Genomic DNA, 26359 nt, shown 5'->3' with positions numbered 1-26359 from the left:
TCGGAAGGTGGCGCCATGCATCCGTTCCCGGTGAGCCAGCGCATCGACACGCTCGCCGATCTGATCGGCCAGACCCCGCTGCTGGCGATCCACCTGCGCTGGAAGGGCGCGCGCCGCGTCGTTCATGCCAAGGCGGAACATTATAATCTCACCGGCAGCATCAAGGATCGGATGGCGCTCAACGTGCTGCGCCAGGCCTATGCCTGCGATGCGCTGAAGCCCGGCGATACGATCGTCGAGGCGACGAGCGGCAACACCGGCATTTCGTTCGCCTCGCTCGGGCGGATGCTCGGCCACCCGGTGCGCATCCATATGCCGGACTGGATGAGCGACGAGCGCAAGGCGCTGATGCGCTCGATGGGCGCGGAACTGCGCCTGTTCAGCCGCGCGGAGGATGGCTTTCTCGGCTCGATCGCGGCGGCGCAGGAAATGGCGCGCGCGCGTGACGACGTGTTTCTGCCCGATCAGTTCGGCAATCCGCACAATTGCGAGGCGCATGAGCAATCGACCGGCCCCGAACTGATCCGGCAACTCGCGAGCCGTGGCCTCTGCCCAGACGCCTTTGTCGCGGGCGTGGGCACCGGCGGCACGGTGATGGGCGTCGGCCGCGCGCTGCGGCGGATCGCGCCCGGCGTGCAGGTCCACCCGGTCGAGCCGCTCGAATCGCCGACGCTGTCGACCGGCTACAAGACCGGCGCGCATCGCATCCAGGGCGTTTCGGATGATTTCATCCCGCCGGTGGTCGATCTTGGCGAACTGGGCGCGGTGCTCAGCGTCTCGGATGGGGATGCGATCATCATGGCGCAGCGGCTGGCATGCGAACTGGGGCTTGCCGTCGGCATCTCATCCGGCGCGAACCTTGTCGCCGCCCTGCTGGCGCAGGATCGGCTTTCCCCGGACGCGGTGGTCGCGACGGTGTTCAGCGACGATAACAAGAAATATCTGTCGACCGACCTCGCCCGCGTCGAGCCGGTGAAGCCGGGCTATATCGCGCCCGAGGTGGAATTGATCGGCTATGAAGCGATCGCCTGCCCACCGGCGGCAGGCGCGCCGCCCGCCGGCTGAGCGGTTTCGGTCAGCGCCCCGTGAACCGCGCGGGGCGCCGATCGCGCAGCGCGGCGATGCCTTCGCGGAAATCGTCGCTGACGCGCATCGCCTCGACCATGCGCGCGGCGGCGAAGGCCTGTTCGACCGGCCCCTTGGGCAGCGTCTGCAACGCGATCGCCTTCATCGAGCGCACCGCGAGCGGCGCATTGCCCGCGATCCGCCGCGCCACCGCCATCGCGCGATCGAACGCCGCGCCCTCCTCGGTCACCTCATTGACGAAGCCGATCTCCCGCGCGCGCGCCGCCGGCATCGCCTCGCCGGTCAAAATCCATTGCAGACCGGGCTTGTAGAGCATCCGCCCGGCAAAGCCCGCCATCAGCCCGCCGTGGAACCCCATCGTCGCTTCGAGATAGGCGAAGCTCGCGCCGGGGCCGGCGATCACGATATCGCTCATCAGCACCAGCGAACAGGCCATGCCAAGACACGCGCCCTCCACCGCGACGATGATCGGCTTGTCGCACGGCACATTCGTGTTGGGCAGCGCACCATCGTCGTTCGCGGGCGGATCCCGGAAATCGAGCCCGGCGGAGAAAACCGGGCCGGCGGCGCGCACCACGCAGACGCTCGCATCGTCGCGCGCGGCGAAGTCGATCCAGACGCGGCGGAACGCCTCCACCATCGCGCCGTTCCACGCATTGCGCTTTTCCGGCCGATTCAGCGTCACGATCATGATCGGCCCATCCATCTCGACCGTTACGCATTCCATGTCGGCTCTCTCCTTCTTGATCGCGCGGCTTCGCGGCCTTTGAGGGTCCAAACCCAATCGGCGCCGCTGCTCAAGCGAAATTGCGCCGCCGCCTGTGAAATCATTTCAACCGCATGGCCCGGCGGCGATTGAGCCGAACGCCCTCCCGAGCTAATCCGGGCCGCGCTTCACGCAGCGGCGCCTTCATTTGTTGCTGTGTCGCTCGCAAGGGTTGCCACTTGAGACCGTCGATGCCGCCACTGATCCTGTTGCAGACGCTGGAGGCGGTCACCCGCCTTGGCAGCCTGAAACGCGCGGCTGAGGAAATGCACCTCACCCCTTCCGCGATCAGCCATCGCATCCGGCTGCTGGAGGAGCAATTCGGCCAGCGGCTGTTCGAACGCGATGGCCAGGGCATTCGCCCGGCCGACAACGCCCGCCAGCTTTCGGCAACGATCGCGCAGGCGATCGCCACGATCGACGATCACTGGCGCGAACTTACCGACCGCCCGGAAACCCGGCGCGTCAGGCTCTGTTCGATGGCGGCGTTCGCCGAACAGTTCATCCTTTCCAACCTCGATGAGTTCCGCCGCCGCTTCCCCGATTTTCAGGTCGATTCCACCAGCCTCACCATCAGCGAAGGCGGGATGCGGGGGGATTTCGATATCCTGATCGGCATCGGGCCATATCCCGGCGAAGGCTGGGAATATGAGGATCTGATGCCGTTCACGCTGAAGGCGGTCTATTCCGCGCAATCCGAAACGCCGATCGTTTCGGGCGATATCGTGCTTGGCCCGATCCTGAACGCCAGCACCAATTCGATGCCGTGGGAAAATGCGCTCAGATCGCTGGGCTATACGATGGCGCCCACCGCGCGGCAGGTGCGCTTCGATTCGGTGCTCACCGCCTGCCACGCCGCCGCACGGGGCAAGGGCATCGCGCTGGCGCCCACGTGGTTCGCGGACAAGCTGGTCGCGCAGGGCGAGGTTCTGCCGCTCGGCGATGGCGTGATCCGGTCAGACCTGTCCTATTGGATCGCGGTGCGCAAATCGCGCAAGCTCCAGTCCACCTATGGCCGCTTCCGGCGCTGGCTCAACAGCGCGATCGAGCGCACCGGCTGAGAATATCGTTTTTGAAATGCGCTTGCGCGCGCATTTCGCGGCGCCAGCCCAAGGTTGGTGAACCACAATCACCTATCACGGCCTCAAATCGTTTGCTCGCGAACCCGCGCTGGGGGAACCATCATCGCAATCACGCCGATCGAGCGCGTGACGCCCGTGAAGGAGACCCGCGTTGACCGTTCCCGCCCAGTTTCGTGACCATCTGAGGCTTCCGGTGATCGGCGCGCCGATGTTCATCGCATCGGGGATCGAAATGGTCGTCGCGCAATGCGCCAGCGGCATCATCGGCACCTTTCCCGCGCTCAACGCGCGTCCGCAGGCCGCGCTGACCGACTGGATTCGGGAAATCCGCGAGCGGCTGGCCGCGATCCAGGCGGCGGAGCCGGGGCGCAAGGTGGCGCCGTTCGGGGTCAATCAGGTAATGTCGGAACGCAACGATCGGTGGGAGCAGGATCTCATCACCATCGTGCGCGAACAGGTGCCGCTGATTATCACCAGCCTGCGCGCGCCGCCGCGCGAAATCCTCGATGAGGTGCATCGCTACGGCGGGCTGGTCTTTCACGATGTCACCAACCTGCGCCATGCGCGCAAGGCGGCATCAATGGGGGTGGACGGGCTGATCCTCGTCGCCGCCGGTGCCGGTGGTCAGGGAGGTGACAAGAGCCCGTTCGCGCTGGTCAATCAGGTGAAGGAATTCTTCGACGGCACGATCATCCTGTCCGGCGCGATGAGCACCGGGCGCGATGTCTATGCCGCGCAGGCGATGGGCGCCGATTTCGCATATCTCGGCACGCGGTTCCTCGCGGCGGCGGAATCGAATGCGTCGGAAGCGCACAAGGAGGACGTGATCGCCTCCGGCGCCGATGACATCATCTATACCAACATGTTCACCGGCATTTACGGCAATTATATCAAGCAAACCATAGCCGCCGCCGGCTTCGACCTCGACAATCTGCCGAAATACAGCCCCGAAACCGCGAAATACCGCAAGGGCGACGATGGCGAGATCAAGGTCTGGAAGGACATTCGCGGCTGTGGGCACGGCTGCGGCTCGATCAGCGGCGCGGAGCCTGTCGCCGGGATCGTTGATGACCTGGCGCGTCAGTATCGCGCCGCCGCCGAGGACATGAACCGGCTCGTCGCCGCCTGAACCCCGCGAGACAGGACAGGACGAAAACCGGCCCGCTTATGCCCAGCTTCATCGACCATGCCGCCGCCACCCCTGATCGCCCGGTCGCGATCTTCCCGTCGAGCGGGATCACGCTTACCCGTGGCGAGCTTGATGCCGCCGCCAATCGCGCGGCGCACGCCTTCCGCTCGCTCGGGCTGAAGCGCGGCGATTGCGTCGCGCTGTCGATCACCAACCGGCCCGAATTCCTGTCGGCGATGCTCGCCGCGCAGCGCAGCGGGTTGTTCTACGTCCTCCTCTCCACCAAGCTGTCGGTCGAGGATGCGGCCTATATCCTCGCCGATTCCGGCGCGCGGGCCGCGATTTTCGCCAACGGCAGCTTCGCGGCTGAGGATATGGCCGCGCTGCGCGCGATCCATGACACGATCCTCGGCATAGACCTGGGCGAAGGCATCCCCGATTGGCACGCGCTGACCGCGCGGATGCCCGATACGCTGCCCGACGATTGCTCGCCCGGCGCGGTGATGCTCTACAGTTCGGGCACGACCGGCCGACCGAAGGGCATCCGCAAGGAATTGCCCGATGGCCCGATGGGGATATCCGACCCTGCGAACACCGGCCTCGTCAGGGGCTATGGCGTGGATCATGAGGCGGTATTCTACTGCCCCTGCCCGCTCTATCACGCTGCCCCGCACCGTTTCCTCACCGCCGCGCTCTCGGCGGGTGCCGTGGTCGTCATTCCCGAACGCTTCGATGCGGGGGAGGCGCTCGGCCAGCTTGCGCGATATGGTTGCACGCACAGCCTGTGGGTGCCCACCATGTTCCATCGCCTGCTCCGCCTCCCGCCGGCGGAGCGCGCGGCGCATGATCTGTCGCGTCATCGCCACGCGGTGCACGGCGCGGCGCCATGCCCGGTGCATGTGAAGCGCGCGATGATCGAATGGTGGGGGCCGATCATCGACGAATATTATTCGGGCAGCGAAGGGATCGGATCGGCGTCGATCAACTCGATCGACTGGCTGAACCATCCCGGATCGGTCGGGCGGCCATCGGGCTGCACGGTGCATATCCTCGATGCCGAGGGTAACGATCTGCCGCCCGGCGAAACCGGCGACATCTATTTCGAATCCGCCGCGCGGTTCGCCTATTGGAACGATGACGAGAAGACCCGGCGAGCGACCAACGATCGCGGCTGGCGCACCTTCGGCGATGTCGGCCATGTCGATGCGGATGGTTTCCTCTATCTCACCGACCGGCGCCATTTCACGATCATCTCCGGCGGCGTGAATATCTATCCGCAGGAAATCGAAGCGATGTTCCTGGAACATGATGAGGTGCGCGACGCGGCGGTGATCGGGATTCCGCACGAGGATCTCGGCCAGGTCGCGGTGGCGGTGATCCAGCCGGTCGAGGGCGTGGCGGACACCGACAGATTGCGCGAGGCGCTGCTGCAATATGCCCGTCTCCGGCTCGGCCCGGTCAAGGCGCCCAAACGGATCGAACTCGCCGACAGCCTGCCCCGCCACGACACGGGCAAGCTCTACAAGAGCGAGCTGCTCGCGCGCTTCATCGACTGACACGAAAACAAGCCAGAGAGGATCGGGGATGGCTCGGGAAAACCGGATCGAGGATTGGAACGCCACGCCGGCCCCCGCCATTGTGGCGCGCGGCATTTGGCGGCAGAGCGCGGCATGACCGCACCTGCCGACCGGCCGCTCTCGCGCGGGCAATTGCTCGCTTATTGCATCTACGCCATCCCGCTCATCGCCACCACGGCGGCGATCGGCAGCTTCATTCCGCCATTCTACAGCCAGGCGCTGGGGATGCCGCTGGCGCTCGTCGCCTCGGCGCTGATGCTGATCCGGGTGATCGACGCGATCTGCGATCCCTTCATCGGCATCGCCATAGACCGCGCCCCCTTCCGTCAGAAGCACCGCCCATGGCTGCTGATCGCGCTACCGCTCTATCTGATCGCGGTGCTGCTGATCTTCATGCCGATCAAGTCGCTCGTCGGGCCGGTCTATCTGATCGCGGGCGGCGGCGCGATCTACATCGCCTTCACCATCGGGATGATCGTGCATCAGGCCTGGGCGGCGGCGATGACCGACGATCCGCGCACGCTTTCCCGCCTGTTCGGCTATCGCGAAGTCGGCGTTATCGCGGGCATTCTCGGGGTCTTCGGGCTGGTGGCGACCGCCAGCCACTTTTACGGCAGCGACATCGCCGCGCAGGCGCGCACCGCCGGGCTGTTCATCCTCGTCTCGATCACATTGTGCACGATCATAACCTATTGCTTCACGCCCGATCGGGAAGGGCGGATCAGCGCGCACGCCGTGGCGGACTGGTCGATCCTCCGCCCCTTCCTGCTCAGCCGCGATTTCGTGCTGCTCTCGCTCGCCATCCTGATCTACAACAGCGCCTGGACGGCGATGGCGACGATGGGCTTTTTCGTCGCCGAGCACCTTTATCACGCGCCGAAATATTTCGCGCTGAGCATGGCATTCACCTTCGCGATCGCCCCGCTCGGCATGGTCGGCTGGATGAAGATCGCCAACCGGCTGGGTGACAGGAAGACGCTGCTCGCGGCCTGTTTGTTTCTTTGCGCCGCCGTCCTGCTACTGCCGTTCGCAACGCGCATGGGCGCGGCTGGGCTGTTCGCCATGCAGGCGCTGATGGGCCTCGGCTTCGGCGCCGGCCCGTATCTGCTGCGCTCGATCACCGGGGTGCTCGCCAACGCCTATATCGCGCGTACCGGCTGCGAAGTTCGTGGCGCGGCATTCGCGATGACCAATTTCTTCGACAAGCTGGGCAGCGGGCTTGGCGCGTCGGCGCTATTGCCGCTTGCGCTGCTCGGGTTCGATCCGAAGGCGGGCGCGAGTGACGGCGCGGCGCATCTGCTGCTGATCGTCGCCACGGCGGCCCCGCTGCTCGGCTTCGTGCTGACCGCTATCTTCGTTCGTGCGCTGCGCACGGACGGAGCACCGGGGCACGGCTAAAGCGATTTCAAGGCGGGTGAAACCACCCGCCGGCTCGCAAAAGCGCGCCAGATCAGGCGTGGCTGCAACAGGAGCCGCGACAGCCTTCCACGAACGCCGCCTGATGCCACCAATAAGGCGAGCGCGGCAGAATTGATGCGGTGACCGGCGATGGCATCCCCGCGCTCCCCGCGCGGAACGGCGTGAGCAGCGAGGGGATGTCATGCCGCACGCCGCCCGCGATTACCTGACGGACATTCGCCGCATCCTCGATCCGCTCAAGCGGATTTCCGCTGACGATCGCGAGGTCCGCGCGCGCGCCGCGGGCGATCTCGCCAATGCGCTGGTTGAGCATTCGCCCGGCGTTGCGCGTCGCGGTGAACAGCGCATCGACCGGCGTGACACCGAAACGCACCATGCCGCGCAAATTCATGTGCAGGCTCGCCCCCGCAAGATCGAGCGGCGCATCGGTGCCAGACACGATCAGCCCGCCAAGCGCCATCAGCCGCCGGACATGCGCGACATTATGTTCGAGGATGCCCAGTTGCGCCGCCCGCGAGGCGGGATCGGTGGCACGCACAAGATCCTTCAGACGCGCATATTCCCATGGCGGCAACAGCGTGCGCAGGCGCTCATCCTCGACCAGCGCGGGATCGTCGCGATACAGCACCGATGCCTGAAACAGGGTCGGCACATGCGCCGCCCCGGTATGGGCCAGCGCGGCCTCGACATCGCCATAGACCCGGCCGGTCTGCGAAACGGTGTGCGAATAGCCGAGCTTGTTGGTGGCGCCCATATGCTCCAGCCCGTCCATGCCGAAGAAGGCGCCGGGATAGAGATAATGGGAGGTCGCCGGCAGGCCGTGGCGATGCCCCCAGCGCACCACCTCACGCTGCGTCTCGGCCGGCAGCCGGACATAGCATTTCATCACATCATAAGAGAGCGCCCGCGCGCGCTCCAGTTCGCGGGCGAGTTGTCCCGGCTCGGTCACCGGGCGCATCATGTGATAGAAAATGCGCGGCCCGTCGATCGCCTCCCCCGTCGCGATCACATGCGGGCCGACGCGCCGCCCGCTCGCGATCGCCTCGCGATATTCGACCATGTGATAGGCCGGGCCAGCCAGCGAGCGGATCGTGGTGATCCCCATGGAGAGCCACAACCGCCCCTCGCGATCGCCATAGCCATGGCCCGCCATCTGGAGGTGGGTATGCACGTCAACCAGACCGGGCATGACCATCAGCGACGACGCGTCGACGAACTCGACATCGCCGCCCGGCTTCTCGCCCGACGCGGGTGAGACCGAGGTGATCGTGCCGTTGACGATGCCGATATCGGTCATTTCCTGTGCGATGCGGCGCTGCCCGTCCCACATCTTCCCCGCGCGCACCAGCATCCGGCGATCGCGCTTCGGTCGCGCCCACTGAAACCGCATCGGGATCGTTACCGGTGCGGCGCCCGACGGATCGGTCAGGCGCAGTTTCCCCGCCGACAGATAGAGCAATTTGCGTCCGTCCGCGCTCCACGACGGGCAATCGGCGATCTCGTCGCCGATCGCGCGCGGGTCGCCCGTCGGTGTGCCGTCCGGCCCGATCGGCCACACCCACAGGCGCGAGGCGACGACGAAGGCGATATGGCTCCCGTCTGGCGACCAGACCGGCCCGTCATCCCCGCGCGTCGCGATCGAGGCTTCGCCGGGCAGCGAGAGGTAGCGCGATTTGCCGCTGTCGACATCGACCAGCAATATCTGGTTCTTGCCTTCGCGGAATCGCGCCGACGACGGCACCAGCGCGGCGAGCGCCAGCGTCTTGCCGTCCCGCCCCCAACTCGGCTTGCCGGGCAGGAACAGCGGCCCTTGCACCTTGCGCACCTCGCCGCCGTCCACCGTGCAGACGAACAGCGCGCCCTTCTGGTCGAGGAACGAGACGCGCTTGCCATCGGGCGACCAGGCCGGGCCACTCGCCGCGCCGTCATGATGCGTAAGCTGGCGCAACGCGCCGCTCGCATTGTCGCGCAGCCAGATGTCGAACGTGCCGCCGCGATCGCTGGCGAAGGCGAGTTGTCTGCCATCGGGCGACCAGGCCGGATCGACGATGCAATAGCCGTCCGCCAGAATCTCGCGAGGCGGCTGGCCGATCAGCATGATCCACAGCGCGTTCAATGCACGGAAAGCGATCTGCCCCCCGTCCGGCGAAAGCGCCGGGGAACCGATCCCGCGCACCGGCTGTGGCTTGCCGGGGGCATCAGCGGCACGCGGTTTGCGCGGCTGATTGCGCGGCAGCGCCAGCGCCAGTTCGAACGGAACGTCCGCGGCTTTGGCAGCGCCGGGCGCCCGGCGGCGGATCGCGCCGTCGGCGGAATAGAAAAATCTGCCGTCCGCCTGCCAGCGCGGACGGAAAGGAAACACATCTTCCCCGGAAACCAGGTCCGCGCCACCGCCCGTTCGCAGCCGCGCGGCCACGCCGATCACCTCGACATAGGCCACGCCTTTGCCGTCGAACGTGAAGGCCGGGCCGGCGACAAGGCTGCGGTCGAGCGGATTGCGCCCGCGCGGAACCGCCGCGATCTCGCGCACCGGGCCTGCCTGCGACGCGGCGACGATCCGGTGGCCATCCACGACGCAGACGATCTCCCGACCGTCCGGCGACCAGCTCGGCTGCGCCGCCTCTCCGGGGAAATCGTTCCACGCGGTGCTTTGGAGCGTCGCGAGATCGAGAATATGGACACGACACCGTCGCCCGCGATCGGACACATAAGCGATGCGCTTGCCATCTGGCGATACCGCAGGTTCGCGGCTGTCGGCTGTGCCGGTGGTCAGTTGCTGCAACTCGCCGCTCGTCGCATCGACGCGCCAGAGCTGGAAATAGCCATGGGTATAAGCCTGAAAGACAAGGCCCTTGCCATCACCCAGCCAATCCGGCTGGCTCGCCTCAAGCATCGGATCGGTCAGGCGATGCGCCTTGCCGCCCGCGACGGGCAGCAGCCAGATCATGCCGCCGAGATCAATCGCCAGCGTCGATCCGTCAGGGGCTGGCGCGACGACGAAGTTGGTGCCGGCGGTGACGGTAATCAGATCGCGCGCGCTGCCGCGTGTGACGATCGGCTCCGGGCCGGAGACCGCCGCGACACCCATTCCTTCGAGCATCGCACCCGCGCCGGCGGCGCCCGCGATGCCGATCGCCATCGTCTGCCGCCGGTTGACCTTCCAGTCCAAAGCCCCGCCTCCCTTGCCTCGCCCCACGCGCCTGGCCGCGATCGGCTGGTGGCCGGGGTTACATATGCTTCCCGCCCGACCGGCGCCACCGCGCCGGCCGGTTCAGGTTGTGGATCAGAAGCGAAGTGTTCCGCGGATTTCCACCGTCCGCGGCTCGTTGATTGATGCGCTCTTTGTGCCGCTGAAGAACGGGCTGTTCACGACATAGGTTTTCGCGCGAACATCGCCGAGATTCTTGCCGACCAGCGAGATGGTGAACGTATCGCTTGGCGAGATCAACTCGATGCTGCCGTCGATCGTCGCATAGCCCTTCTGCAATCCGATCGGATCGAGATCGGGCGCGACATAGGCCGAACTGCGGATATTGGTCCCCGCGTTGAGCTGCATCCGCCAGTCGTTCGCCAGGCCCTGCTCGAAATTGGCGTTGAGGCTTGCCGTCCAGCGCGACGCATCCGTCAACGGACGCCCGCTCAGATCCTGGGTGCACGAGCCCGCCGCGCCGGACGCGGCGAATGCCGCTGCCTGCCCGGTGGTGCAAGCAGCACCGCGATAATCGTCGTAATGCGCGTCGAGATAAGCCGCCGAGCCGGAGAGCGTGAGCGGCTTGATCGGGCGCCACCGCGTTTCGAACTCCACCCCACGCGCACTCGCCCGCGCGGCGTTGGTGGTGATGAACGCGATCCCGTTATACACCTGCGACTGAAGATTGTTGAAGCGCGAGTAGAAGCCGGTGAGGTTCATGTTGAGACGGCGGCTCGCATCCCATTTGACGCCCGCCTCATATGCCGAGACGTTTTCGCTCAGATAAGGATTGGCCGTCCCCATCCCGTCCGATGCGTCGAACCCGCCGCTCTTGAAGCCGCGCGAGAACTTCGCATAGGTCATCAGCCCTTCGTAAGGCTTGTACTGCAACGTCACCGCCGGGGTGAACTGGCGCTCGTTCAGCTTCTGATCGAGCGCGAAGTTGCGCGTCCCGAACAGGCGCTGGGTCAGCGCAAGAACGGTCGGGTCCGTCGCGGGCAGCCCGGTCAGCGGGTTGATGACCGAAAGATCGCGCGCGACGCGCTTGTTTTCCGCGACGTAGCGACCACCACCGATCACCCGCAGGCCCGGCGCCAACTGAACGCTCAGTTCGCCGAACGCGCTGTACGTGTCGGCGCGCTGGTTGAAATGGCGCGCGCTGTTCACGTCGAACAGCCCGACGGCGCTCGCGGTGATGAAATAGACCGGCGCGTTCAGATAATGCTGGTTCTGATAGAATGCGCCGATCGTATAGGCGATCGTGTCATCCGCCGGCGAAGCGTAGCGCAATTCCTGGCTGAACTGGGTGAACTTCTCGCGGTTGCTGAACTCGATCAGTTGCACCGGCGTGAAATCCGCATCCTCACGCTCGGATTTCACCTTATAGGTCGAATAGCCCGTGTCCGAGGTCAGATGGCCGCGCCCGATCGGCACGTCGATGCGCAGCGCCGCATTGTGCGCGGCGATCGAATTGAGATCGGAATTCGGCTTGCCGATGCTGTTGCGCAGATCGAGGTTGGTCTCGAACTGCGGGTCGACGCTCTTAAACAAGGCATCGCGCCCGCCCGAAGCGATGACCTGGAACAGGCTGCCGTTGCGAACCTGATCCGAATATTCGTACTTCGCGTTCACCTCGACCGCGCCGGGCTGCCACGCGAGCGAGACACGCGCCACATCGTTCTCGCGCGATGGCTCGTGGGCCTTCATCAACGAGTTGTAGAGCACGCCGTGCAGCCGCTGCTCGCGGCGCACCGCGATCCGCATCTGCAGATTGTCGGTCAGCGGCTCGTTCGCCACGGCGGAGACATTGTAGCCGCCGAAGCGCGTCTCATAGCCCGCGCTCATCAGCAGCGAGGCCTCCTTCGTCGGACGCGCGGTGATGATGCTGACGGCGCCCGCCACCGTGTTCTTCCCGAACAGGATGCTCTGCGGCCCCTTCAGCACCTCGATCCGCTCGACATCGAAGAAGGGCGAGGAGAATTGCGCCGCGCGGCCCGCATAGATGCCATCGACGAACAGCCCGACCGACTGCTCGAATCCGCGATTGGTGCCCGAGCTGATCCCGCGCAAGGTGATGCGATTGCCGCTCGCGGTTTCGGACACGTTGAACGTCGGCACATAGCGCGACATCTGTTCGAAATTCGAAAGGTTCAGGCGCTGGAGGCTCTCGCCCTGGACGACATCGACCGAGATCGGAACGTCCCCGAGCTTTTCCTGCCGCTTCTGCGCGACGACGAGAATATCGTTGAGCGCGCCGCTGTCCTCCGCCGCCGTATCGCGCTCGGCGACCGGGGCGACCTGCGCCAGCGCGGTTGTCGCGTTCAGCATCGTTGCGAATGCCACCGCAGCGGCAGCGTGCTTGAAATTGACCATTGCTCTCCCTGTCCAGAAACGGATTCGTTTATTGCGGAACCGCAGCCTTCGGCGATGAAGCGAACGGTGTCGGAGGGACAGGGTAACGACTTCCCTTTTTCGTCTTCAAACGAATAGCGCCTGATAAAGATGAATGTAGCTCACCTCCCCTTGCGGCCTTGCGGCGATCATGTCCACAGCGACATCCCCCCGTCACGATGCCATAAGCGGCAGCGTGACGAGGGGATCGCGCTTGGCGGCCACGCGATCCCGCGCGGCCTTCATTCACGAAATCAGAAGCGGATCGAGGTGCGCACCCCCAGTTCGCGCCCGCTCGGGTTCGAAACCGTGATCCGGGGCGCATAGACGATCGGCTGACCGTTCAGCACGTTGCTGAGATATACGTCGCGGAAGGCGAAGGTCGGTCGCCGGTTGTCGAACAGATTGGTGACGAAGAATTCCACCCGCAGCCGGCCATCCTCGACGCCGGTGCGCAGATTCATCTGCGTCTGGCTCGGGATGACCGTGAGGTTGGTCGAATCCATATATTCCTTCGCGCGATACGACGCATCGACGTGCAGGAAGCCGGCAACATCATCCACGATCGGCTGGCGATAATCGAGCGAGCCGGTGAACTGCCACTGCGGCGCGGCCTGAAGCCGGTTGCCGGTGACATCGCCATTGGGCGCGAACGACGGGAAGCTGGCGAAGCCCGCGTTTACCGCCTTGGTATAGCGCGCGTCGGTATATGATCCGCCAAGGCCGATGCTGAAGTTGCGCGTGGGATAGATGTTGAACTGGGCCTCGACGCCCTTCGAATGCGCGTCGCCGAGGTTGCGCGTCACCGTGACCGGGGGCGCCTGCGTCAGATCGAGCACCGGAATCTGGATCTGGGTCCAGTTGATATAGAATGCGTCGATATCGAAGGTGACATGGCCGTTGAACAGGCTGCCCTTGGTGCCCAGTTCATAGGTCCAGTTATATTCCGGATTGTAATGCTCGGTCGGGGCATTGAGATCGAAGCCGCCCGGCTTCGCGCCGCGCGCCGCGGACGAATAGAACATCAGTTCGCGGCTGACCTTATATTGCAGGCTCGCGCGCGGGGTCCAGGTGGTGAAGCTGAGCTTCTTGTTGATCGCCGCCGTCGGCTGCCCGATATTGGAAGCCTGGCGCAGCGTATGCTGGTTCTCGTAGCTGTAACGAAGCTCGCCGCGCAGCGTGAGCTTCGAGGTGATGTCCCCTTCGAGCGAGCCGAAAGCCGCCGCATTCTCGGTGTGCCGCGTCACCGTCTTGTCGAAGTGCACCCCGTCGAAGAAGGTGTTCCACGGCCCCGGCACGGGGAACGTCATCAGGAAATTGGCGGGCAACGGCGCAGTGATGACGCCGTCGAAATTCGGCCGCGTCTGATCGCCCGAGAAGAAATAAGCGCCGATGCTGCCGCGGATCGGCGCTTGCTGCGGCGAGGTCAGGCGGATTTCCTGGCTCAGTTCACGGAAGCGGGGCGTGCCCTCGTCACGCAGCAGATAGGTGTTGAAGCTGCTGATGCCCCCCGTTTTCGTGCGATAGGCAAAGGTCGCCAGATCGCCACGCGTCGCATCGGTCAGCGCGGTGAGCTTGACGTTGTTATACCCGGTCAGCCAGCTGAACTGCCAGTCGCCGATGTTGAATTTGGCGTCGAGGAAGGCGCGCAGCGTCTTGCGCGTCTGCCCATAGGCGTCCGGGTGGGAGCCCAGTTCCATCTTGCCAAGCGTCGGAAGCTCCCCGCACCATGTCTGGTTGACCCCGCGCGACGGCTGGCAATTGGGCTGAAGCGCCGAAACGGCGGGCGGGCTGATCTTGTCGTCCGAATAATAGACCCCGCCGACAATCTCCATGTCCGGGATCGGGGTGAAGCGCGCGGTACCCTGGAAGGTATTGTAATCATACCCGCCGAGGCGCGGGCCGCCCAGCGTGTTCCGGTAGGCGCCGTCATATTCGCTGTGGGAGGCGGTGACTTTCACCGCGAGCACATCGGGGACGACCGGAACCGAAATCGAGCCGACCGCCGCGAAGCGCCCGTTGGTGCCATAGGTGAATTCGCCGCGCCCCGAGAAATCCTTGGTCGGGCGCTTCGAGATGATGTTGATCGCGCCGGCAAAGGCGTTGCGGCCATAAAGCGCGCTCTGTGGCCCCTTGACGACCTCGATCCGCTCGATATCCGCCTGCGCGAAGTTGAGCGCCTCGCGCGCGCCGGTGTAAACGCCGTCGACGAAGATGGCGACATTGGGGTCCGAGCCGAACAGATCGGTCTGCGCCACGCCGCGGATGATCGGCGTGGGCATGAATTCGCCGATCACCGAGGTGAAGTTCAGCCCCGGCGTAAGCCGCGCGACATCGTTCAGATCCTGGATCCCCGCGCGGTCTATCCGGCTGGAATCGAACGCGGTGATCGCCAGCGGCACATCCGACAGCGCTTCCGCCTTCTTCCGCGCGGTGACGACGACATCGCCCTCCGCGAACGGATTGTCGCTGGCGGCGGCTGGCTGATGACCGGCCTGCGCGACCTCCTCGGCGAAGGCGGGGATCGGCAGCAGCGCCATCGCGGCGACCGACAGTTTCAAAGCAACAACATATTTCACGAGAGTGTCTCCTCCAATCAGCGATCTTGGTCGCCTTGAACCAAATTCCGGTGGGTCGCGGCCGGTCGCCGCCTAAAGCTTCGCGATGATCTCCCGCGCGGCGCGCTCGCCAGATTCGAGCGCGCCTTCCATTCCCGACGCCTCCTGCGCCAGATGCTCGCCGGCAAAGTGCAGCCGCTTGCCCGCGGCCACCACCGCGCGCGCGAGCAGCGCCTGCTGGCCGGTGCCGATATGGTGATAGACGCCGCGCGCCATCGGCTCCCGCTGCCAGCTGAACATGCGTTCCAGCCGCAGCTTGCCCTTCGCCGACGGGCGCGCCGCCTCCAGCCGCGCGATGATCGTCGCGCCTGCTTCACGCGGATCGGCGCGGTCGATCGCATCGGCGTCGGCGCCGCTGAGCCACACCTTGAGCATCGCCGGATCGTCGCCAAGCACGAAGACGCGCCCGATCAGCGGATCATCGCTCCAGATCATCCGCGGCAGGCCGTCGCTGTTCCAGAACGGCTCGGTCGCCGAAATATAGGCGAAGCTCGCATGGGTATAGGGCAGCGCGGCGATTGCCGGCTTCATCGCCGCCGCCGATGGCCCGTCGAGCGCGATGCCGCGCATCGCGGCGAACGGGATCGTGCAGATCACATGCCGGGCGAAAAGCGAGCCGCCGCCCGCGATCGCGATCCGCACGCCCGTCGCGCCCTCGCTGATGCCGGTAACGATCTGGCCGAGCCGTGGCGGATTGCTGAGCGATGCGGCGGCGGCCTCCACCAGGCGCTGCGACCCGCCCGCAATCACCCGCAGCGAACCCGGTTGCGACAAGGCGAAGAACGCCGCCGACCGCGCGGGATTGAGCGCCGAATAATGCGCGAGATTGCCGCGATCCATATTGCTCGCGATCAGGCGGATCGCCTCGTCACTCGCGCCAGCCGCCCGGAGCGCCGTGTCATAGGCGGTATCGAGCGCGTGGCCCTTGCCGCCGCGCCAGGCGCTGGTATTCGCCAGATGCGGCATCCGCCGGGCGAAGACCATCCCCAGCGCCGCCGGCGGCACCGCGCGTTCGGCCCCGGTCAACAGATTGGCCGTCGCGGTCGGCCATTGCGCGTCGGTCAACGTCTCTCCACGAATGTGGTAGAGCGCCGTCCGATCGAACTCCCCGCCTGGCACCAGCGGGATATCGTGACGCTTCGCCAGCGCGATCAGCCGCGCATAATTGCTACCGATCTGTATGCCGCCCGCTTCGGGCTTCCCCGGAAGATCGGTGAGCGTGTACGCGCGCCCCCCGACGCGCCGCGCACCCTCCAGCACGACGACGCGCGCGCCGGCCTCCTCCAGCAACGCCGCCGCCATCAGGCCGCTCAACCCGGCACCGACGATGGCAACGTCAGCCTCCACCGCGCCCTTCGCGCGCGCCGGCCCGGCGCCTGCCACGGCGATCACGCCCGCGCCCCCGGCAGCGAGCAATTCCCTGCGAGATACATCGGTCTTCACCGCCCTACTTCGCCCCACCCATATGTTCAGCATAATAAGCATCGAGGAATTTCATCTCCCCGGCCTTGAAATCGCTGATGACGCGCGGCGCCTGATCGAGCACGTTGATCGCGTAGCTCGCCGGATCGCGCGCGATCAGTTGCGGCAGCCCGGCGCCATTGGGATTTCCGCTCCTCGCGAAATTGGTCCAGTAAGCGGTCATCAGCGCGGAGACCTTGCGATCCTCCGGCGTGATCTGCGCCTCAGATAAGTTGCGCACCTTGGCGGGAAGCGTGCCAAAAATGAACGGCACCTCGTCGCCATGCGCCGCGCCGGGCACGGTGCCGCGAAGCGCGGTGGGCACATAATCGAAATAGTAGAGATAGGATGGCTCGCCGATCCGCGCGCTCGCCCGCGTCAGATAATGCGCGGTGCCGAGAAACACCGAATCCGCGAACCACGCGCTGGCGAGCGCTGCGTCGTCCAGCCCGCCGAACGCCGCGCGCGCCGCCTCGACATCAGCGATGCCACTGAGCACCATACGCGGCGGGAGCGGGCGCGGCACATAATGGATCAGGCTCGCTTCCCAACTGGTCGATCCGGCCATGTAGGGCACCCGCGCCTGCTTCCCTTCGCTGAAAGCACGCCCGATATCGTCCGGAATCAGGATTCCGTCGACCACCGGGTTGAGCGATCCCATCGCGTGCTTTTCCTGATAGGCGATCAGATCGGCGGCGGGCACGGTGCGCAGCCGCGCGAGCGAGGCGGGCGCGCCATCAGCCCCGAAATTCTTCGCCAGCGCCTCGCCCTGCTCCTCCAGCGGTGCCCCCAGCGGGCCGGGGCGCCGTTCCGAAATATGCTGCGTGGTGTCGATCTGGATGCCGCCGCTTTCGGCGATCGCTTTCGCGAACAGGCCACGCGCGCCGGGCGCCGTCATCAGATAATTGACCGAAACGCCGCCTGCCGAATAGCCGAAGATCGTCACATTGGCGGGATCGCCCCCGAATGCGCCGATATTGCGCTTCACCCATTTGAGCGCGGCGATCTGATCCATCAGGCCGTAATCGGCGCGCGGCTGGCCTGCCTGCTCCTTCGACAGTTCCGGCAAGGCGAACCGCCCCAGCACGCCGAGCCGGTAGTTGATCGACACCAGGATGACGTTTCTGGAGACGAGCGCCTGACCATCATAGAGCGGCGACGAGCCACTGCCGACGCGGAAGCTGCCGCCGTGAATCCAGAACATCACCGGCAGCGGCTTCGCGTGGTGGCCGCTGGGCACCCAGACGTTGAGGTTCAGGCAATCCTCGCTCTGCGGCATCGCGGCGAGCGGGCCTTCGGCGCGCTGCGGGCAGATCGGCCCCGGACGCGCGCCGTTGCGCACGCCTTGCCAGCGCGCCGCAGCCTTCGGCGCTTCCCATCGCGCCGCGACGGCATATGGGATATTGTGATACACGGTCGCGCTGCCGAGTTGCTTTCCGGCGATCCGGCCCGCCGCGGTCGTCACGATCGGATCGGCGGTCGCCGGAAGTGCCACGCTCGCGCATACGCCGAATGCAAGCATCCCGGACAATGCGGCCACCAGCCGCGGACGCGCGCCGCCGTTCAGACCATTCATTCGCTGCCCCCTCCAACGCCGGCCCCGATCACCTCTCAGGCGGGATCGGAGCGTCCGATATTTGACTGGACAAATTTACGAGGCGCGACGAAAGTTGGCAGCGTCATTTACGCAACGAGCCAAATGGGGGTGGCATGTTATTCGGGAATAGCCATGATGCTGCGCGAAATGCCACGGCATTGGCATTTCGCGAATGCCCCGCGAGCCAGCGTCTGCCCGTTTCTGGCGCCAAATCGGCCACCCTCCTGAGGCGCCGGCGGACATGAGCAACTCGCTGGTTCTGCGCTGGGCCGAGCCCGGCAAGGCAGGCCCCCTGCCGTTCTCGCCAGGGGCGTTGCTGTACGGCGTCGTGCCGCTCGCGCTGCTCGCGCTGCCGCTCGCGTTGCTCAGGATCACCGTCGGCGCAGAAGCGAGCTTCGTCGTCGCGTTCTATCTGTGGAGCGCGACGGTGATGATCGGCTGGCTGGCCGGCGCGCTTGGCAGCGCGATCATATTCCGGCTGGGCGCGCGATTTCGGCCTCCCATGTGGGTGATAACCCTGCTCGGCCCGCTGCTTACCGGGCTGGTGCTGCGCGAGCCGATCGTCGAGATTCTCGCGCTCATCAGTTCGCTCCATTCGGGCGGGCCGATCGGCGGCACGCCGGAGCCGATGCGATTGAGCTGGGGCTTTTTCGGCCAGTTCCTGCTCAAGCTGTCGCCGGGAACGATCGCATGGATCGGCACCAATTACGTATTCGATCGCCTGCTCGGCGTGCCGCGCTATCGCTATCCCGCGAAGGAGCCGACACAATCCGCGCCCGCCGCCAAGGCAGCGTCGCGCCCCGCGCTGCCACGGCTGATAGAGCGAATCCCGCCCGCCCAGCGCGCCGCGATCATCGCGCTGCGCGCTGAGGATCATTATGTACGCATCTACACCGATGCGGGCGAGGCGCTGACGCTCCTGCGGCTGGGCGATGCGATCAGGATGGCCGCGCCGACCGCCGGAATCCGCGTTCATCGCTCGAACTGGATCGCCGATCGCGCCGTCAGCGGGTTCCGGCGCACGGGCCACACCGGCATCGTCACGCTCTCGAACGGACTGGAAGTGCCGGTCAGCCGGTCATATCGCGCGGAGGTCGAAGCCCGCTTCCGCCATCTCGATCCGGCGCATCGGTAATCAAGGCTTGGCAAGGCCGAGATAGGCTGTCGCAAGCAGCAACAGATAGACCACCCACACCCAGATGCGCGTGCGGTTCATCGTTCTCAGCAATGGCAGTTCGGTCGCGTCGCTCGATCCCTCGCTGATGAGGCGGCCAAGTTGCGCCCCGACCGGCTTGAAGGCGACATCAATCATGATCGCCGCGACGAAGATCACGCCGAACAGCAACGCCTTGGTGGCAAGCCATTGCGGCGAGAGCGGCGCGCGGGTCGCAAGCGATATCGCGCCGAGCGCGAGATAGAACAGCGCCAGCCCCGTTTTCAGCACCAATTCGATCCGCCGGTCGCGCGCGGCGCGCGGGGTCTGATCGTGCAGATGCGCATCCCAGACAAGCCAGACCCAGCAGCCGCCCACCAGCCACGCCGCCACGAGCAACCACGCCGGCATCGCCCAATAACCGGCGATGGCGACCACGGAGAGCGATACGGGAACCATCAGCGCCCAGGCGGTCCGCGGCACCATGTCGACTTCGACCAGCAGGGTCAGCAACGCCAGCCGCTGCTCCAGCGTATAGCGGTGCCGCTTGCGAAAATGCTGGCCGAGGATGAACACGCCAACATCGCCGCCAAGCCACAGCACGAACAGCAACAGGTGCGCGAATACGAGCACCGGATAGGCCAGATCCGTCATTACGCCCTCCCCTGCCAAATCCGCCCGCGCAAGCCGCCGCCGCTATGCGATCGCCACCGCGCCGCCCGCGATCAACTGGTCTAGCGCCGCGCGATCGAAGCCCAGTTCCGCCAGGATCGCTTCGGTATCCGCCCCCGCGCGCGCCAGCGTGGCGCGCCCGCCGGGCCGCTGCCCCGCCATCTCGATCGGCAGGACGGGAAGGCGCGTTTCGGCGCCATCGGGAAGCGTCACCGGCTCCAGCCCGCCGCTCGCGGCGAGGTGCGGATCGTCGAACATATCCTCCGGTCGGCCGATCGGGGCGAAAGGCAGCCCGCTGCCTTCGAGCTTCGCGACGAGTTCGTCACGGGTGAAGCCGCGCAGCAGATCGCGGATCGGCGGCAGGATGCGATCGCGCGCGAGGACGCGGGCGTTGTTTTCGCGGATGCTCTCGTCGCGCCACAGATCGTCGAGCGCGAACAGGCGACAGAATTTTTCCCACAAGGGATCGCTGACGACACCAATGAAGATTCCGGCATCGTCCTTCGTTTCGAACACGTCGTAGATCGCCCAGGCGGAAATACGCGCTGGCATCGGGCTGGCCGCTTTGCCGGTCACCGCCTTTTGCGCCATATGCTGGCCGATCAGATAGACGGTGGTTTCGAACAGCGAGCTTTGCACCTTCTGCCCCCGTCCGGTGCGGTGCCGCTCCTCGATCGCGGCAAGGATCGCGATCACGCCGAACATGCCGCCGGTCACGTCGATCACGCTCGATCCGGCGCGCAGCGGGCGGCCGGGCGGCCCGGTCATATAAGCGAGGCCGCCCATCATCTGCGCCACTTCGTCGAGCGCGGTGCGCTCCTCATAGGGGCCGGGAAGGAAGCCTTTTTCCGAACAGTAAACGAGCCGCGGATTGCGCGCCGCCAGCGCCTCATAGCCAAGGCCGAGCCGATCCATCGCGCCGGGGCGATAATTCTCGATCAACACGTCCGCCCCTTCCGCGAGCCGCCGCGCGATCCCGACGCCATCGGGATGCTTGAGATCGAGACAGATGCTCGCCTTGTCGCGGTTGTACATCGGGAAATAGCCGGCGCCCGATCCGAGCAGCCGGCGCGTGCGATCGCCGCCGATCGGCTCGACGCGGATCACCTCCGCCCCCAGCCCGGCGAGGATCGCGCCGACCGCCGGCCCCATCACCATATGCGTGAATTCGACGACCTTGATCCCGGCCAGCGGCTGCGGCGCGCTCATGCCCGGTTCCCCCGGAAGCCGAGCGGCAGCCCCGCGTCAGGCGTGAATCCGTAAAGCGGCTCGCCCGGCAGCGCCTCGGCGAGGATCGCGCGCACGCCGAGCAGCTTGTCGAGGTCCACGCCGGTATCAATTCCCATCGCTTCGAGCATGAAGACCAGATCCTCGGTGACGATATTGCCCGACGCCCCCGGCGCGAAGGGGCATCCGCCAAGCCCGCCCAGTGAACTGTCCAGCGTGGTGATCCCTTCCTCCAGCCCGGCGAGCGCATTGGCGAGGCCAAGCCCACGCGTGTTGTGGAGGTGAAGCGTATTGAGCCGCTCGGCCCCGATCGCCGCCTTCACCCGCCGCACCAGCCGCCTGACCTGCGCCGGATTGGCGTAGCCCGTGGTATCGCTCAGCCCCACTTCGGCCGCGCCGGCCGCGATCGCGGATTCAGCAAGGCGGACGACCTGATCCTCGGCCACCGGCCCTTCGATCGTACAGCCGAACGCGGTCGCCAGCCCCACCTCGAAATGCGGGCGCGTGGCTGCCGGCTCGGCAGCGACGCGCGCGGCGATCGCGCCGATCTCGGCGATCATCGCGGCGTGACCTTTGCGGACGTTCTTCAGGCTGTGCGTTTCAGACATCGAAAAGGGGATCGAGAGCTTGCCCGCACCCGCCGCGATCGCGTCCTCCGCGCCCTTCAGATTGGGCACCAGCGTGGCGACCGCCAGGCCGGGAATGGTGTTCGCGAAGGCGACCAGCGCGGCGGTGTCCGCCATCTGGGGCAGCAGGCTAGCGGGCACGAAACTGCCCACCTCGATCTCGCGCACGCCGGCGGCGGCCTCGGCGGCGATCCACGCCTTCTTGGCCTCCAGCGGCATCACCCGCGCAATGCTTTGCAGGCCGTCGCGCGGGCCGACCTCGCTGATGAGAACACTGGTCATTTCTGTCCTTCGAGATAGATCCACGGTCGCGTTTCGCGATCGCGCGCGTGAAAGGCGGCGATCGCGCCGTCGAGCTTGAGGGTGAGGTCGATCGCGTCCAGCCCCTCGACCAGCATCGCCTGCGCCTCCTCCTCCAGCGGGAAGGCCCAGACGCGCCCGTCGCGCAGCGCGATCGTTCTCGCGGGCACGTCGATATGGATGCGGTTGGCTTCGGGGTCGACCGCCACCGCAGCCGCGATATCCGCCACCGCGCCGGGATCGAGCACCACGGGCACGATCCCGTTGCGAATGCAATTGCCGAAGAAGATCGGCGCGAAGCCCGTGGCGATCACCGCGCGGATGCCATATTCGGCCAGCGCCCAGACGGCGTGTTCGCGGCTCGAACCGCAACCGAAATTCGCGCCGCCGATCAGGATCGTCGCATCGGCGAAGCGCGGCTGATTGAGCACGAAATCGCGGTTTGGTTCGCGGCTCCCGGCGCTCGCGTAGCGCCAGCCAGCGAACAGCCCGGCGGCAAGCCCGGTCTTGCCGGTCGTCTTCATCTCGCGCGAGGGGATGATCGCGTCGGTGTCGATATTGTCGCGCAGGAGCGGCGCGGCAATGCCGTCATGGGTGACGAGCGGGGTCATCGCATCAACTCCCGCGGATCGGCGATACACCCGGCGATCGCGCTCGCCGCGACCATTTCTGGGCTGGCGATATGGGTGCGGATGCCCGGCCCCTGCCGCCCCTCGAAATTGCGATTGGTGGAGGAGATGACGCGCGATCCCGGCGCGAAACTCTCCCCGCCCGCGTAAAAGCACATCGAGCAGCCGCTCTCGCGCCATTCGAAACCGGCCTCGACGAAAATCCGGTCGAGCCCCTCGGCTTCCGCGGCGCGCTTCACCGCGGACGATCCGGGGACGCACAGCGCCTTGATCCCGTGCGCGACGCGCCGCCTCTCAAGCAGCGCCGCCGCGCGGCGCAGATCGGACAGGCGGCTGTTGGTGCAACTGCCGATGAAGGCGGCGTCGATCGGCAGGCCGGCGAGCGGCTGGCCGCGTTCCAGCCCCATATAGGCGCACGGGCGTTCGGGGGCGTCGGCAGGCACCGCGCCGGAAATGCCGATGCTGTGCTCGGGCGAGGTGCCCCAGCTTATCATCGGCTCGATCGTGGCGGCGTCGATCGTGATCTCGGCGTCGAACGCCGCGCCGGGATCGCCGGCAAGCGCGCGCCAGTGCGTGACCGCCGCATCCCATTGCGCCCCGTTCGGCGCGTAACGCCGCCCCTTGAGCCAGGCGAAGACTGTTTCGTCGGGCGCGATCATGCCGATCATCGCGGCGAATTCGGTCGCCATGTTGCACAGCGTCATCCGTGCTTCCATGTCCAGCGCGGTGACGGCCTCCCCCGCGAACTCGATCGCGTGCCCCTTGCCGCCACCGGCGCCGTGCCGCGCGATAAGCGTCAGGATCATGTCCTTGGGGGTGACGCCGGGGACGAGCGCGCCCGCGAAGGTCACCCGCATCGTGCCGGGATGGGCGACGCGCAGCGTGCCCGTCGCCATCGCGTGCTCGGCTTCCGACGAGCCGATCCCCCAGGCCAGCGCGCCAAGCGCGCCCTGCGTACAGGTGTGGCTGTCGGGCGCGATCAGCGTCGCGCCGGGCAGGACAATCCCGAGTTCGGGCGAAACGACATGGACGATGCCCTGATCCGGATCGGTCACGTCGAACAAGGTCAGCCCCGCCGCCTTCGCCGCCGCGCGTGTTTCGGTGATGAAGGCCTGGCCGCCGGGCATCAGCGTGCGATCATCGCGGCCCGGCCTTGTATCGACGATATGATCCATCACGCAGAATATGCGCGCGGGATCGCGCACCGCCCGCCCGGCGGCGGCGAGGCTGTTGAGCGCCGCCGCGCCGGTGCGCTCGTGCAGGAAAATGCGGTCGATCGCGATCAGCGCCGCGCCGCCGGGCAAATCGGCGATGCGGTGCTGATCCCAGATCTTCGCGAACAGGGTGCGCGGCTCAGCCAGCGGCTGCCTCCATTTCCTTTTCGAGCGCGCGCCAGTCCGCGGTCACGAAGGTTTCCTGAATCGCGGTGCGGGTTTCGAGCTTGCCGGAGCGGATCCAGTGCCAGGTGCGGCACCGGCTCTTGCCGTCGTCCGAAAGCTGGATCATCTCGTAGAGATACAGTTCGGGATCCCCCTGGCGCTGCCAGTAGAGCATCATCGTGCGCTTGTTCTCATCGAGCGGCACCTCCGCGGCCCAGCCCTTGATGAGATCATTGTCCCACCAGATGCGGCCATCGCGATAGGCCGCCGGGAAGTCACGCGTCTCGGTGCGGCCATCGGCCCAGGTGTAGTAATTGGTCTGGTGATAGGGATAATCACCGCCATCGGGCAGGCGGCAGAACAGGCGCGACTTGTGTTCGTCGACCTTCTCGCCGGCGGCGTTGTAATAGGTATAGACGCCGTCCCAGACGCCCTCGTGCCGCCCGAGCAGCGGCATGTCTTCACGAATTCCCATCAATTCTCTCCTGCTTGTGGTGTCCAGATTTCGGGATGATCGTTTGCCCAGTCGGCGCACTGCCAGTTGGTGATCGGCGGCGCGGCGGCGACCAGCGCGGCGCGGTCGGCCCCGAGCAGCGCCGCGAGCAGCGGCCCGGCGGCGCGGCCACGGATCAGACTGCGATGCGCGAGCGCGAGCCGTTCGGGCGCGAGATCGCCCGGCTCGAATGGAATGGCATGGGCAGCGTCGGCGCGAAACCACGGCCAGAACAGCCGCGACGCGCGCGCCATCCCCCATGCCCGCGTGAGGTGGCCGCCGAAGCGGTCGGGCGCCGGATCGGGCTGGCTGGCGAGCCACGCCGCGCCATCTCGCGCGAACGGGATATGCGCATCAAAGGCCTCGACCGTGGCCGCGCCAACCCGCCGCGCCACCGCCAGCGCGAGCAGCGCCGACACACCCTCGCCAACGATCGAGCGCGCCGACGCGGTGGAAATCGCGGTGACGGCGGCGGCGACCGCCGCCTCCCACGCCGCAAGATCGCCCGCACCGTGAAAATCATCGGACAGGCCGTGCCCCGGCAGGTCGATCAGCAGCACGCCCGCCGCATCGAGCAGTTCGGTCGATCCGCCCGGCGCGTGGAGCAGGATGCGGCGCGCGGCGCGATCGCCGCGCCAATGGATCAGGCCGTCGAATCCCCCGCCCGTCACACGAACGAAGCCTTCGTCCAGCATCTGCCCCGGCGCAGCCGAAGCCCGCGCGGGATGACCGCGCAGAAACGCAAGGCTCGCGGCCCGATGATCGCCCATCGTCGCCACCGCCCGCGCCTCCCATCGCGCGGGCAGCGCGCCCAGTCGCGCAAGATGCGCCTGAAGCGGATCGCCGTCATAAGCGGTGATGAGCACCGGCGGCGTTTGCGCATCCGCATCGGGAATGTCGCGCGGCGCGCGCAACACCGCGCCATAGCCGGCGCGATAGGCATCGCCGCTGTCGAGCAACTCGCGCGCCGCGGCATCCACCCGAACCGGATCCGCATGGGCCAGCGGCAGGCGCGCGGGCGGACGGACATCGAACCACGGGAAGAACCAGCTCTGTTCGAGCAGCCGGTTCCACAGCCAGGCCAGATGCTCACCATATGCCGACGGGCGGAACGGCGGGAGATACGCCTGATCGAACAGCGCCTGTTCCGCCTCGGTCCACACCGCATAACCGCCAACCGCGAGCGCGGCGAAACGCTCCGGATGCCGGCGCAGCGCCGAAACGAGAATGATCCCGCCCGAGTGAAACCCATAGGCCGCCACCTTCCCCAGCCCGGCGGCGTCGAGGAAGGCGATGATCGCCTCCGCGAAATCGCCGATATCGGGCGCGCCGGCAAGCGGATCGGATTGCCCGAATCCGGGCGTATCGGGGGCGATACAGGTGAAATGCGCCCCCCATTCACGCATCAGCCCTTCATATTCAGCCGACGAGCGCGGGCTTTGATGCACCATCAGCAACGGCGGCCCGCTGCCCGCCTTGCGGTAGTGGACGCGCCGGCTGGCGACATCGAGAAAGTGGCGGGTGATGTTCACACCCCCTAACTTGTCCGGACAAATTCTTCTCG

General features: G+C 66.4%; 19 protein-coding genes. 6 read left to right on the top strand and 13 right to left on the bottom strand.

Features of this window, described 5'->3' with window-relative positions; genetic code table 11:
• The first annotated feature begins 15 nt into the window (after window positions 1-15).
• Window positions 16-1065: a PLP-dependent cysteine synthase family protein gene (locus tag Q0316_RS18710; protein ID WP_298675275.1), complete on the top strand. Its 1050-nt coding sequence runs from the start codon at window positions 16-18 to the stop codon at window positions 1063-1065.
• 10 nt (window positions 1066-1075) lie between these two features.
• Here Q0316_RS18710 and Q0316_RS18705 read toward each other — a convergent pair whose 3' ends face one another.
• The gene (locus tag Q0316_RS18705; RefSeq protein ID WP_298675273.1) at window positions 1076-1813 is read right to left on the bottom strand and encodes an enoyl-CoA hydratase-related protein; all 738 of its coding nucleotides are present in this window, start codon (window positions 1811-1813) and stop codon (window positions 1076-1078) included.
• Window positions 1814-2043: 230 nt separating this feature from the next.
• On the opposite strand from Q0316_RS18705, the gene Q0316_RS18700 reads away from it, so the two are divergent.
• The 4 genes from Q0316_RS18700 (at window position 2044) to Q0316_RS18685 (ending at window position 7038) form a co-directional block, all read left to right on the top strand.
• Window positions 2044-2913 (top strand): LysR family transcriptional regulator, encoded by an 870-nt coding sequence (locus tag Q0316_RS18700; protein ID WP_298675270.1) that lies wholly within the window; start codon window positions 2044-2046, stop codon window positions 2911-2913.
• A 172-nt stretch (window positions 2914-3085) separates the two neighbouring features.
• Entirely contained in the window at window positions 3086-4063 is a 978-nt protein-coding gene (locus Q0316_RS18695) for a nitronate monooxygenase family protein (RefSeq protein WP_298675266.1), read from the top strand.
• A gap of 38 nt (window positions 4064-4101) precedes the next feature.
• The gene (locus Q0316_RS18690) at window positions 4102-5619 is read left to right on the top strand and encodes an AMP-binding protein (protein WP_298675263.1); all 1518 of its coding nucleotides are present in this window, start codon (window positions 4102-4104) and stop codon (window positions 5617-5619) included.
• Between the two features lie 114 nt (window positions 5620-5733).
• A complete protein-coding gene (locus Q0316_RS18685) occupies window positions 5734-7038 on the top strand; it encodes an MFS transporter (RefSeq protein WP_298675260.1) in 1305 nt (434 codons plus the stop codon).
• 52 nt (window positions 7039-7090) lie between these two features.
• Here Q0316_RS18685 and Q0316_RS18680 read toward each other — a convergent pair whose 3' ends face one another.
• From Q0316_RS18680 to Q0316_RS18660, 5 genes are all read right to left on the bottom strand, one after another.
• Window positions 7091-10228 carry an amidohydrolase family protein gene (locus tag Q0316_RS18680; RefSeq protein WP_298675257.1) on the bottom strand — a complete coding sequence of 1046 codons (3138 nt, stop codon included), beginning with the start codon at window positions 10226-10228 and terminating at the stop codon, window positions 7091-7093.
• A 114-nt stretch (window positions 10229-10342) separates the two neighbouring features.
• Entirely contained in the window at window positions 10343-12577 is a 2235-nt protein-coding gene (locus tag Q0316_RS18675; protein ID WP_298675255.1) for a TonB-dependent receptor, read from the bottom strand.
• Between the two features lie 317 nt (window positions 12578-12894).
• On the bottom strand, window positions 12895-15201 hold the full coding sequence (locus Q0316_RS18670; protein WP_298675252.1) for a TonB-dependent receptor: 2307 nt from the start codon (window positions 15199-15201) through the stop codon (window positions 12895-12897).
• 90 nt (window positions 15202-15291) lie between these two features.
• Entirely contained in the window at window positions 15292-16701 is a 1410-nt protein-coding gene (locus tag Q0316_RS18665) for an FAD-dependent oxidoreductase (protein WP_298675249.1), read from the bottom strand.
• 4 nt (window positions 16702-16705) lie between these two features.
• Window positions 16706-18295 (bottom strand): carboxylesterase family protein, encoded by a 1590-nt coding sequence (locus Q0316_RS18660; RefSeq protein ID WP_298675246.1) that lies wholly within the window; start codon window positions 18293-18295, stop codon window positions 16706-16708.
• Window positions 18296-18557: 262 nt separating this feature from the next.
• Between Q0316_RS18660 and Q0316_RS18655 the strand changes: the two genes are divergently transcribed.
• Window positions 18558-19451 (top strand): LytTR family DNA-binding domain-containing protein, encoded by an 894-nt coding sequence (locus Q0316_RS18655; RefSeq protein ID WP_298675242.1) that lies wholly within the window; start codon window positions 18558-18560, stop codon window positions 19449-19451.
• Here the strand turns inward: Q0316_RS18655 and Q0316_RS18650 are convergent, their stop codons facing one another.
• From Q0316_RS18650 to Q0316_RS18620, 7 genes are read right to left on the bottom strand one after another with little or no spacing between them, the layout of a single operon-like run.
• Window positions 19452-20123 carry a hypothetical protein gene (locus Q0316_RS18650; protein ID WP_298675238.1) on the bottom strand — a complete coding sequence of 224 codons (672 nt, stop codon included), beginning with the start codon at window positions 20121-20123 and terminating at the stop codon, window positions 19452-19454.
• Between the two features lie 42 nt (window positions 20124-20165).
• Window positions 20166-21350: a CaiB/BaiF CoA-transferase family protein gene (locus tag Q0316_RS18645; protein WP_298675235.1), complete on the bottom strand. Its 1185-nt coding sequence runs from the start codon at window positions 21348-21350 to the stop codon at window positions 20166-20168.
• A complete protein-coding gene (locus tag Q0316_RS18640; protein WP_298675232.1) occupies window positions 21347-22276 on the bottom strand; it encodes a hydroxymethylglutaryl-CoA lyase in 930 nt (309 codons plus the stop codon). The genes Q0316_RS18645 and Q0316_RS18640 overlap by 4 nt, the downstream gene beginning before the upstream one ends.
• Window positions 22273-22905, bottom strand: coding sequence for a 3-isopropylmalate dehydratase small subunit (gene leuD, locus Q0316_RS18635; RefSeq protein WP_298675229.1), 633 nt, complete (start codon window positions 22903-22905; stop codon window positions 22273-22275). Before leuD ends, Q0316_RS18640 begins: the two co-directional genes overlap by 4 nt.
• On the bottom strand, window positions 22902-24284 hold the full coding sequence (locus tag Q0316_RS18630) for a 3-isopropylmalate dehydratase large subunit (protein ID WP_298675353.1): 1383 nt from the start codon (window positions 24282-24284) through the stop codon (window positions 22902-22904). The genes leuD and Q0316_RS18630 overlap by 4 nt, the downstream gene beginning before the upstream one ends.
• A complete protein-coding gene (locus tag Q0316_RS18625) occupies window positions 24277-24777 on the bottom strand; it encodes a DUF3598 domain-containing protein (protein WP_298675226.1) in 501 nt (166 codons plus the stop codon). Before Q0316_RS18625 ends, Q0316_RS18630 begins: the two co-directional genes overlap by 8 nt.
• Window positions 24777-26327, bottom strand: a complete 1551-nt coding sequence (locus Q0316_RS18620) for an alpha/beta fold hydrolase (RefSeq protein ID WP_298675223.1) — start codon at window positions 26325-26327, stop codon at window positions 24777-24779. Before Q0316_RS18620 ends, Q0316_RS18625 begins: the two co-directional genes overlap by 1 nt.
• Window positions 26328-26359 lie beyond the last annotated feature (32 nt).

It is taken from the genome of uncultured Sphingomonas sp. (assembly GCF_937871615.1).
Taxonomy (GTDB): domain Bacteria; phylum Pseudomonadota; class Alphaproteobacteria; order Sphingomonadales; family Sphingomonadaceae; genus Sphingomonas.
This window is presented reverse-complemented; position numbering and strand designations above follow the sequence as displayed.